Origin of the sequence: Kitasatospora sp. NPDC050543, from assembly GCF_044457565.1 — a bacterium.
In the GTDB taxonomy this organism is placed as follows: Bacteria; Actinomycetota; Actinomycetes; order Streptomycetales; family Streptomycetaceae; genus Kitasatospora.
The window spans coordinates 206,268-215,845 of the sequence record NZ_JBITGZ010000005.1 but is presented as its reverse complement, the minus strand read 5'-3'; the positions used below and the strand labels follow the sequence as shown (position 1 = coordinate 215,845).

At 72.5% G+C, this 9,578-nt stretch carries 10 protein-coding genes and 1 pseudogene; 2 read left to right on the top strand and 9 right to left on the bottom strand.

Annotated elements, in window-relative coordinates; genetic code table 11:
* Window positions 1–506: pseudogene (locus tag ACIBH3_RS08535) on the bottom strand (hypothetical protein); the annotation flags it as partial.
* Window positions 507–1,468: 962 nt separating this feature from the next.
* Between ACIBH3_RS08535 and ACIBH3_RS08530 the strand changes: the two are divergent.
* Together ACIBH3_RS08530 and ACIBH3_RS08525 are read left to right on the top strand one after the other, a co-directional pair.
* On the top strand, window positions 1,469–2,536 hold the full coding sequence (locus tag ACIBH3_RS08530; protein WP_396311158.1) for a nitrous oxide reductase family maturation protein NosD: 1,068 nt from the start codon (window positions 1,469–1,471) through the stop codon (window positions 2,534–2,536).
* A 113-nt stretch (window positions 2,537–2,649) separates the two neighbouring features.
* Window positions 2,650–3,681 (top strand): methyltransferase, encoded by a 1,032-nt coding sequence (locus tag ACIBH3_RS08525; protein ID WP_396311157.1) that lies wholly within the window; start codon window positions 2,650–2,652, stop codon window positions 3,679–3,681.
* Window positions 3,682–3,798: 117 nt separating this feature from the next.
* Here the strand turns inward: ACIBH3_RS08525 and ACIBH3_RS08520 are convergent, their stop codons facing one another.
* The 8 genes from ACIBH3_RS08520 to ACIBH3_RS08485 all read right to left on the bottom strand — a co-directional run bounded on the left by ACIBH3_RS08520 (window position 3,799) and on the right by ACIBH3_RS08485 (window position 9,562).
* Complete coding sequence (locus ACIBH3_RS08520; protein WP_396311156.1) at window positions 3,799–4,476, bottom strand: class F sortase; 678 nt, start codon at window positions 4,474–4,476, stop codon at window positions 3,799–3,801.
* 173 nt (window positions 4,477–4,649) lie between these two features.
* Entirely contained in the window at window positions 4,650–5,048 is a 399-nt protein-coding gene (locus ACIBH3_RS08515; RefSeq protein WP_396311155.1) for a hypothetical protein, read from the bottom strand.
* A 391-nt stretch (window positions 5,049–5,439) separates the two neighbouring features.
* Window positions 5,440–5,772, bottom strand: coding sequence for a TcmI family type II polyketide cyclase (locus ACIBH3_RS08510; RefSeq protein WP_396311154.1), 333 nt, complete (start codon window positions 5,770–5,772; stop codon window positions 5,440–5,442).
* Window positions 5,773–5,777: 5 nt separating this feature from the next.
* Entirely contained in the window at window positions 5,778–6,233 is a 456-nt protein-coding gene (locus tag ACIBH3_RS08505) for an SRPBCC family protein (protein WP_396311153.1), read from the bottom strand.
* A 1-nt stretch (window position 6,234) separates the two neighbouring features.
* Entirely contained in the window at window positions 6,235–6,498 is a 264-nt protein-coding gene (locus ACIBH3_RS08500) for an acyl carrier protein (RefSeq protein ID WP_396311152.1), read from the bottom strand.
* 133 nt (window positions 6,499–6,631) lie between these two features.
* Window positions 6,632–7,879 carry a beta-ketoacyl synthase N-terminal-like domain-containing protein gene (locus ACIBH3_RS08495; protein ID WP_396311151.1) on the bottom strand — a complete coding sequence of 416 codons (1,248 nt, stop codon included), beginning with the start codon at window positions 7,877–7,879 and terminating at the stop codon, window positions 6,632–6,634.
* A gap of 4 nt (window positions 7,880–7,883) precedes the next feature.
* Window positions 7,884–9,140, bottom strand: a complete 1,257-nt coding sequence (locus tag ACIBH3_RS08490) for a beta-ketoacyl-[acyl-carrier-protein] synthase family protein (protein WP_396311150.1) — start codon at window positions 9,138–9,140, stop codon at window positions 7,884–7,886.
* The gene (locus tag ACIBH3_RS08485; RefSeq protein WP_396311149.1) at window positions 9,137–9,562 is read right to left on the bottom strand and encodes a cupin domain-containing protein; all 426 of its coding nucleotides are present in this window, start codon (window positions 9,560–9,562) and stop codon (window positions 9,137–9,139) included. Before ACIBH3_RS08485 ends, ACIBH3_RS08490 begins: the two co-directional genes overlap by 4 nt.
* Window positions 9,563–9,578 lie beyond the last annotated feature (16 nt).

The following is a 9,578-nucleotide window of genomic DNA, read 5'->3' as shown; positions in this document are numbered from 1 at the left end:
GCGCCCGTCGGGCCGGTGGGGCCGGTCGGGCCGGTCGGGCCTGTCGCGCCGGTGGCGCCGGTGGCGCCGTCAGTTCCTGCCGCGCCGGTGGCGCCCGTCGGGCCGGTGGGGCCGGTCGGGCCGGTCGGGCCTGTCGCGCCGGTGGCGCCGGTGGCGCCGTCAGTTCCTGCCGCGCCGGTGGCGCCGGTGGGGCCGGTGGGGCCCGTTGCGCCGGTGGCGCCGGTGGCGCCGTCAGTTCCTGCCGCGCCGGTGGCGCCCGTCGGGCCGGTGGGGCCGGTCGGGCCGGTGGGGCCGGTCGGACCCGTCGCCCCGGTCGGACCCGTCGCGCCCGTCGGGCCCGTGGGCCCGGGGACCCAGGTGCCGTCTCCGGGGCCGCAGAACCAAGGCGGTAGCGCGTGGCACGGGCTGTTCAGGGTCTGGTCGGCCACATCGGGGGTGCTGCCCCCGCCGGTTGCCGCGCTGGCCACTCCTACGCCTGCCGTGCCCGCGAAGATGGCGCTTGCCATGGTCACTCCGCCGGCCAGACCCCAAAGCCGTTGACGGCGTGCCCGGCTGGATATGGCCCGCCTGGATCGTTCACTCATCAGCTCACCTTTGTGAGAGAGGGAAGGAAGTCGCCCGACGCAAGGGGCGACAGGTCCATGCTCACTCCAGGCGACTGGTCATGCACTCCGAGTGGGCTATTCGAGCGCGGCTTGTCCGCCGTGCGTCCCTGGCCGCCCGGCCATTCCGCCATGACGGCAGCAGCGGCTCGTGATGTGCACGGCAAACAGGTGGCAGGTCCAGGATTGTGGACTGATTCCAGGTCGCAACGAGGACCCTGTGTTGTCGAGGTCGTCCGCTCCGCTGATGAGCTGCCGCGCTGGGCGGGTGGGGCGGCTTCGCCCCGGCTGGCGGAGCGGGCGCGCGGCGTCCTGTCCCGGTGCTGATGGCACGTCAAATACGTTTGCTGCGGCGGAGAACGGGGTTTCCTGGGCGACGATGGGCAGGTGGCCTTCCCGGTTCGCGGCCCGGCGACTGGCCGGCTTGACGGATGTGCCGCGGCCGGGTCGTGTCGACTCGTGGGGCGCTGCCACAACTCGTCGGGACGGCAGTGGTGTTGAGTGTGAACGAAGGATTCAGGTCGAGGCACTGGGCGGGTTCGCTTGCACCGGCTTGCGTGCGACCTTTCATGGCGTCAGGTCAACCCGTGCGAATCCCTCCGCCCACCCGCGGTGGACCCGTCCGGCCCAGTGCCGGACGGGCGGCTGAGGCATGCGGCTGAGACGCCGTCAGTCCGGTAGCCCAGCCCCGGTGGCGGGGACCGGCCAGCGCCCATAGCTTCGATTCGGTGGGCACACGCGTCGCGGGCGTGCCCGATGGAGCACCTCCCCGGGACTCCGCGGGCTCAGATCCGAAGGAGCGTCACCCACCGCACCGCGTCCACCGCGATCGTGCCCGAAACTGCAAGGAAAGCAGGTTACGACTCATGCCCAAGCGACGGGTTCCCCACCTTGCCGGGGCCACGGCCACCGCCTCGGCCCTGGCCCTGATCACCCTGGGCGCCGCACCCCCCGCCCACGCCGCCCAGACGCACCTCGTACGCCCCGGCGAATCGATTCAGCAGGCCGTCGACGCGGCCCGGCCCGGCGACACCGTGCGGCTGCTCCCCGGCACCTACACCGGCAGCGTGCTGGTCACCACCTCGGACCTGACCATCCGCGGTGCCGGCCCGCAGAGCGTGATCAACCCGGCGGCCGGGTCTACGGGCGCATGCGCCGCCGCAGGCCACGGCATCTGCGTCACCGGTACGGAGGGCCACCGGCTGACCGACGTCCGCATCGAGGCGCTGACCGTCTCCGGCTTCGCGAAGAACGGCATCGCGGCCTCCGAGACCGACCGGATGACCGTGCACGCCGTGCAGGTGCTGGGCAACGGCCAGCAGGGCATCAGCCAGGAGAAGTCCACCCGGGGTGTGATCACCGGCAACGTGGCCAGAGACAACGGCCAGTCCGGGGTCTTCCTCGCCAACGCCGTCGAAAACGAGGGTGGCGCCATCGACACCGAGGGCGCGGTGATCGGCCAGAACCGGCTCACCGGCAACCGGATCGGCGTCACCGTCCGCCGCGCGCGCACGCTGACGATCGGTGAGAACCGGATCAGCGGCAACTGCGGCGGCGTGTTCATCGTCGGCGACGAGGGCGTCCCGCGCGCGGGCGCGCTGACCGTCAGCCGCAACGTGGTGGAGTCGAACAACAAGTACTGCCCGCCCAACCCCCGGCTCGACTTCATCCAGGGCACCGGCATCCTGCTCACCGGCGCCGAGGACACCGTGGTGACGGGCAACAAGGTCCGCGACAACGTCGGCGCCTCGTCGATGTCCGGCGGCATCGTGCTCTTCCGCAGCGTCGTCGGCGCGGCCAATGCCCGCAACACCGTCAGCGACAACCTGGCCATGGGGAACGGCCCGGCCGACCTCGCGGACCGTGACACCGGTACGAGCAACGCCTTCGTCCGCAACCGCTGCGCGGTCTCCGAGCCGGCCGGCCACTGCTGACCCACCGTCCGCATCGCACGCCCCCGTCGCACGCTCCGCCCGCGCCGCACGCCTCGCGCCGCAGGTCCCGCCCCAGGCCCCCCGCCCCACCACCCACAGGAGAGCTGGCCCCGATGACCACCGCACCAACCACCACCCCGCAGGCCGCGATGCGCCTGCGGGAGATCGTGTTCGGCGCCGCCTGCGCCGCCGCCGTCCGGGCCGCCGCCCGCCTCGGCGTCGCGGACGCGCTCGGCGAGGAGCCGACGCCCGTCGCCGAGCTCGCCGCCGCGCTCGACACCGAGCCCAAGCCGCTGCGCCGGCTGCTGCGCGCGCTGTCCTGCTACGGGATCTTCGCCGAGACGGAGGACGACCTCTTCGTCCACACCGAGATGTCCCGGCTGCTGCGCGAGGACGCCCCGAACAGCCTGCGCTACATCTCCCTCTGGTGCACCGAGCCGTGGACCTGGGAGGCCTGGCCCCGCCTGGACGAGGCCGTCCGCTCCGGGCGCAACGTGTTCCCGGACGTGTTCGGCAAGGAGTTCTTCGACTACCTGCACACCGAGGGCGGCGAGTCGGCCAAGGTCTTCGACAAGGCGATGACGACGTCCTCGCGCCAGTCGGCGGCGGACTTCGCCGAGTACCTCGACCTCACCGGCATCTCCTCGGTGGTCGACATCGGCGGCGGCCAGGGCCATGTGCTGGCCAGCCTGCTGGAGAAGCACCCGGCGCTGCACGGCACCCTGCTGGACCTGCCCAAGGTCGTCGCCAACGCCGATCCCCGGCTGCGCGAGGGCGGCGCCCTGGCCTCCCGCGCGCGGCTCGTCCCCGGCGACTGCCGCGCGGCGATTCCGGTGGAGGCCGACCTCTACATCATCAAGAACATCCTGGAGTGGGACGACGACAGCACCCGCCGTACGCTGGCGAACGTCGTCGCGGCGGCTCGCCCGGGCGCCCGGGTGGTGGTCGTGGAGAACCTGGTCGACGACAGCCCCTCGATGCGCTTCACCACCGCCATGGACCTCCTGTTGCTGCTCAACGTGGGCGGTGCCAAGCATTCCAAGGAGAGCATGGTGACCCTGATGTCGGCGGCCGGCCTGCGGGTCGGCGAGGTCCGCCCGGTCAACCCCTACCTGCACGCCTTCGAGGCCACCGTCCCGGCCTGACGGCCCGCCACGGGCCCCACGGGCCCGAGCCGTACGGCAGAACCCGCCGCCCCCACGGGGAGCCGGCGGGTTCTGCCGTGCACGCGTCGGCACCTGCTCGCGCGCGCTCGTACGCGTTCAGGCCTTGTGGGAGGACTCCAGGTGCGCGAAGACCACCACGTTGTCGAGGTAGTCCTTGCGCTTCTTGTCGTACACGCCGCCGCAGGTGATCAGCCGCAGCTGGGCCTCACCCGTGTCGCCGTACACCTTCTGGTCGGGGAAGGTGTCCTTGGCGAAGGTCTCGACGGAGTCGACGCTGAACACCGCGACCGTCTTGTCCGCGCGGGTGATCTCCACCTTGCTCCCCGGCTTCAGCATGTTCAGGAACAGGAAGACCGCGGGGCCGGTCTTGGTGTCGACGTGCCCGGCCACCACCGCGCTGCCGCGCTCCCCGGGGGTCGGGCCGCCGCGGTACCAGCCGACCAGGTTCTTGTTGTCCGCCGGCGGCGGGTTCAACGCCCCGGCCGCGTCCAGCGTCAGCTCGGTGAACGGCGCGTCGACGACGATCTGGGGGATCTTCAGCCGGGTCGGTACCGAGCGCGCCAGCGCCGGCCCGCGCTTGACGGGTGGCGAGGGCGTGCGGGACGCCGTGGCGGCGGCGCTCGCCACGGGGGCGGGGGCGGCCACCGCGGCCGGCGCGGGCGCCTCGTCCACCGAGTTGTAGATCAGCAGCAGACCCAGGGCCGCCGCCCCCATGCCCAGCTTCAGCAGCCGGGGGCTGCCGCCCTCGCCGTGCGCCGACTGTCCGCCCGTCATGACTCTCCACCCCTCATGACCCACCTGCCTCTTCCTCTCCGGCTCCAGCGCCGGTCCGGGCCAGCCAGACCCGGAAGTGGTCCGGAACGGGGTCCGGAACAAGGACGCCCTGCCGTGGCCGGCGCACTGCGACGGCCACGGCAGGGACACGCGTACGGGAACGGCCGCCGGAATCAGACCGCGACGCCCACCGGGGCCTTGCGGCGGCGCAGCGCGAAGGCGCCGGCACCGAGGCCGCCGAGCAGCAGGACGGCGCCGGACGCCAGGCCGCCGCCGGAGAGGGCCAGGCCGCCGCCGCCGGTGTGCACGCCGCCGTGCGGGGCCTTCTCCTCCTTCTCCTTGGAGTAGGACGAGGAGTCGTCCTTCTTCTCCGCCTTCTCGGACGTGTCGGACTTCTCGGTCTTCTCCGACCAGTCCTTGGAGGTGTCGGTGGTCGCGGCCTTGTCCTGCTTCTCCTCCCAGGTCAGGTTCTTGCCCTGGTCGGTGGAGCCGTCCGCGAAAGCGAGGGGGGCGCCGACGGCGACGGCGGCGGCGAGGACTGCGCCGGTCAGGAGGGTACGTGCGGAACGCATGAGGTCGGTCCTTCCAGGTGCCGGGTGCGACGGCCGACACGTCATCGGTCTTGGGATTCGCGGGGGCACCTGAATCAACGTCAGCCAGATCGGCGCGGCCTGCCACCCGGGTGCGCCCGTAGTGGTAATGCTGTGCGCCCTTCGGGTGGTCCGCATGTGATCTTCACTCGCCTGCCGCCCGGCGGGCGCACCGATGCCGGGCACCGAAACGCAGAACACGGACGCGGAGGACCGGACGCGGAGGACCCCGGACGCGGAGGACGGAACGCGGAAGCACACGGGACGCCGAACACCGAACGCCGCCGCCGGCGATCCGGCGGCGGGTCCCAACGCCGTCCAGCCGGTCCTGGCGGACCGGCTGTCGACGGGCTTCGGTGCGGCGCGGGGCCGGTCAGTTGAGGCTGCCGCGTTCCCAGCGGTAGAACTCGCGGGCCATGGCGTCCTTGGGTTCGCGCCAGGTCATCGGATCGTACGCCTGGACGTAGGCGGTGAGCCGGTCGCTGACGCTCCGGAACTCCGGGTGACCGGCGACCTTGGCGACGGCCGGGCCGGGTGGCCGGTCGGCCTCGATCAGGTGCAGGTACACGTCGCCGAACTGGAACAGGCTGCGTCCGGTGACGCCGATCAGGTGTGGCAGTTCGCCCCGGTCGGAGTCGGCGAAGATCTCGGCGATGCCCTCCGCCGAGTCCGGCTTCATCCGGGCGACGATCAGTGCGCGGTGCATCTGGTTCACTCCTTGCCCGCCTGCATCTCGACCTTCTCGCGGATCAGCTGCATCTGGATGCGGGAGTTGCGGTTGATGTGGTTGGTCATGCCGTTGTCGTCGACCGGTGCGGTGGGCTTCATCGCGAAGTCCTGGATCCAGCGCATCCGGGTGCCACCGGGGTGCTCCGCGTACTCCCAGCGGATGTCCATGTACTCGAACGGGCCGGGCTCCACGCGCCGGGCCTTGACGGCCAGCGAGGGGCGGTCGGTGGTGCGCTCGGAGACCCAGCTCCAGACCTGGCCGTTCTCGTCCGGGTGCATGGTGAGCCGGAAGGTCGTGCTGTCGCCCTCGCGCTTGAGCACCTCCACGGAGGCGTACTCGCTGAACAGCTGCGGCCAGTTCTCCAGGTCGTTGGTGATCTCCCAGACCAGGTCGACGGGGGCGGCGATGACGATCTCGTTGTCGGTGTGTCCGGACATCTCAGGCACCTGCCTTCGCGGCGAGGGAGGCGTTGACGACGTCGAGGAACTCCAGCGGCGTCCGGGACATCTCGGCGCCGGCGGTGATCCGGGTGCCGTGGCGGTTCTCCAGCTCACCGACGATGCCGAGCAGGCCGAGCGAGTCGATGCCGTACTCCTCGAAGGTGGCGTCGGGGCGGTGCTCCATGTCGGCCGGGTCGACGGCGATGCCGGCCCTGTTCTTGATCAGACTGGCCAGTTCGGCATAGGTCAGGGCGTTGCTCATGGAACGTTTCTCCTGGTCAGAGATGATTGTTCGGAGGGCGGTCGGTTCGGTCGGTTCGGTTCCGGTCAGGCCCGCTCCGGGCCGGCAGACGGGTCCGGGCCGGTCAGGTCCCGTCGGGTCCGCCGGGATCGGCTCAGGCCGGATCGCCGGAGCCCCGCCGCAGGACGAGTGCGGCGTTGGAGCCCATCAGCCCGCGGCTGAGCACGAGCGCCGTGCGGAGCTCGGCCGGGCGGGGGCGTCCGGTCACCAGGGCGAGGTCGTGGGCGACCTCGGTGACACTGGGGGTGGGCGGTAGGACGCCGTACTCCATCGCGAGCACGGCGGTCGCGACGTCCAGTGGGGGAGCGCCGCAGTAGGCCCGCCCGATGCCCGCCTTGGGGGCGGTCACCGGGACACGTTCGGCGTACGGGCCGAGCGCCTGGGCCAGGGCCAGCGCCTCGGCGCGGTCCGCCGCCGGGACGCCCAGCGCGTCGGCGAAGACCACGTCGATCTCCTCGGGCGCGCACCGCGCCTCGTCCAGCGCGGTGCGGATCGCCCGGACGAGCCCCTCCCGGGACTCCTCCCACCGCGAGGCGCCGGTGAAGGTCGCGCCGTGGCCGGCGAGCACGGCCCGCACCCTGGCGCCGCGCCGTAGCGCGGCCTCCTCGGCCTCGACCAGCAGCATCGCGCCGCCCTCGGCCGGGACGAAGCCGCCGGCCCGGGCCGAGAACGGCAGGTAGGCGCTCGCCGGGTCGTGCGAGAGGCTGAGCTCGGGGTAGCCGAGCTGGCAGACCATCGAGTACGGGGCGAGCGGGGCCTCGGCCGCGCCGACCACCACGGCTTCGGCCCCCCGCCGGATCGAGCGGGCGGCGTGCGCCAGTGCGTCCAGGCCGCCGGCCTCGTCGCTGGCAACCACCCCGCAGGGGCCCTTGTAGCCGCCGCGGATCGAGATCTGGCCGGTGCTGGCCGCGTAGAACCAGGCGATGGACTGGTACGGGCCGACGAACTTCGGGCCCTTGCCCCACAGCTGCTGGAGCTCGCCCTGGCCGAACTCGCCGCCGCCGGAGCCCGCGGCCGTCACCACGCCGACCGCGAACGGGGCGTCCGGATCGGGGGTGAAGCCGGCGTCCGCCACCGCGAGGTCGGCGGCGGCCATCGCGTAGTGCGTGAAGCGGTCGGTCTGGACGCGGTACCGGCCGTCGATCGACTCCTCGGCGTCGAAGCCCCGGACCTCACCGGCCACCTTCAGCGGCAGGTGGCCGCAGCCCGGCCGGGAGATCCGGTCCAGGACGCTGACGCCCTCCCTGGTCGCCTTCCAGAAGGCGTCCGCGCCGACGCCGTTCGGCGCCACCACGCCGAGGCCGGTGATCACCGCCCGGCGGTCGTGCTGACGTGCCGTCATCTTCTCACCCCGTTCTGCTCAGCACTACGGCCGACTGGAAGCCGCCGAATCCGCTGCCGACCGAGAGGACGGTGCGGAGCGGCACTTCGCGTGCCGTGCGCGGTACATAGTCGAGATCGCACTCAGGGTCCGGCGTCTCGTAGTTGGCCGTCGGCGGTACCACGCCGTGGGCCAGGGCGAGGGTGCAGGCGACGACCTCGATCGCCCCGATGGCGCCCAGCGAGTGGCCGACCATCGACTTGATCGAGCTCATCGGGGTCCGGTACGCGTGGGCGCCCAGCGAGCGCTTCACGGCGGCCGTCTCGTGCCGGTCGTTCTGTTTGGTGCCCGAGCCGTGCGCGTTGACGTAGTCGATGTCGTCGCTGTTGACGCGCGCGTGGGCGAGCGCCTGGTCGATCGCCTCCGACATCTCCCGGCCCTCCTGCGTCAGGCCGGTCATGTGGTACGCGTTGCCGAAGGTAGCGAAGCCGCCGATCTCACCGTAGATCCGGGCGCCGCGACGGCGGGCGTGCTCCAGCTCCTCCAGCACCAGGACGGCGCCGCCCTCGCCGAGCACGAAGCCGTCCCGGTGGGCGTCGAAGGGGCGGGAGGCGTGCGCCGGGTCGTCGTTGTTCTCCGAGGTCGCCTTGATGGCGTCGAAGCAGGCGACCGTGATCGGGGAGATCGGCGAGTCCGAGGCGCCCGCGATGCAGATGTCGGCGCGGCCGTCCTCGACCGCGTGGAAGGCGTAGCCGATGGCGTCCAGCCCCGAGGTGCAGCCGGTGGAGACCGTCTGGACCGGGCCCCGGGCGCCGGTGCGCTCGGCCACCGCGGAGGCCAGCGTGCTGGGCGCGAAGGCCCGGTGCAGCTGCGGCTCGGCCTTGTGGTGGTCCACGTCCCAGCGGGCGCCGCCGGCGCTGACCAGGGCGTAGTCGTGCTCCAGCCGGGTGGTGCCGCCGACGGCCGTGCCCAGTGAGACGCCCACCCGCCAAGGGTCCTCGGCCTGGAGGTCCAGGCCCGAGTCGCGGACCGCCTCGGCGGCCGCGACCTGCGCGAACTGCACGTAGCGGTCCGCGGCCTGGATCTCGGCCGGGCCGAGGCCGTGCTCGGCGGGGTCGAAGTCGCACTCGGCGGCGATCCGGGAGCGGAAGCCCTCCGGGTTGAAGAGCGTGATGCCCCTGGTCGCCGTCCGGCCGGAGGTGAGCAGGTCCCAGAACGCCGGTACGCCCACGCCGCCCGGCGCGACCACGCCGATGCCGGTGACCGCGACCCGTCTGGTCATCGGGCCACCGCCGCGTGTTCCGGCGGCCCGGACTCGACGGTCTCCTCGGTGTCGACGTGCCCGAGCTCCGGGCGGGGGGCCAGCGGGCCCAGGTGGAAGACCATCCGGGCCTCGGTGGTGCCCACGTTGCGGAAGCGGTGGCGCATGTTGAGCGGGATCATCAGTCCCTGCTCGGGCCGCAGTGGGTGCGGCTCGCCGTCGAGGTCGACCTCCAGCTCGCCGCACACCACGAAGACGAACTCCTCGGAGTACGGGTGGTAGTGCTCGCCGATCCGATCGCCGGGCTGCACGATCGCCAGGCCCATGAAACCGCTGGTGGCGCCGCAGGTGGTGGGGGTGAGCATGGCGCGCAGGTCGCCGCCGCGCCGGGTGTTGGGCGCGGCCTCGTCGACGTGCACGATGCGTGGGTACTGCGTGGTCATGATTGCTTCCTCCAAG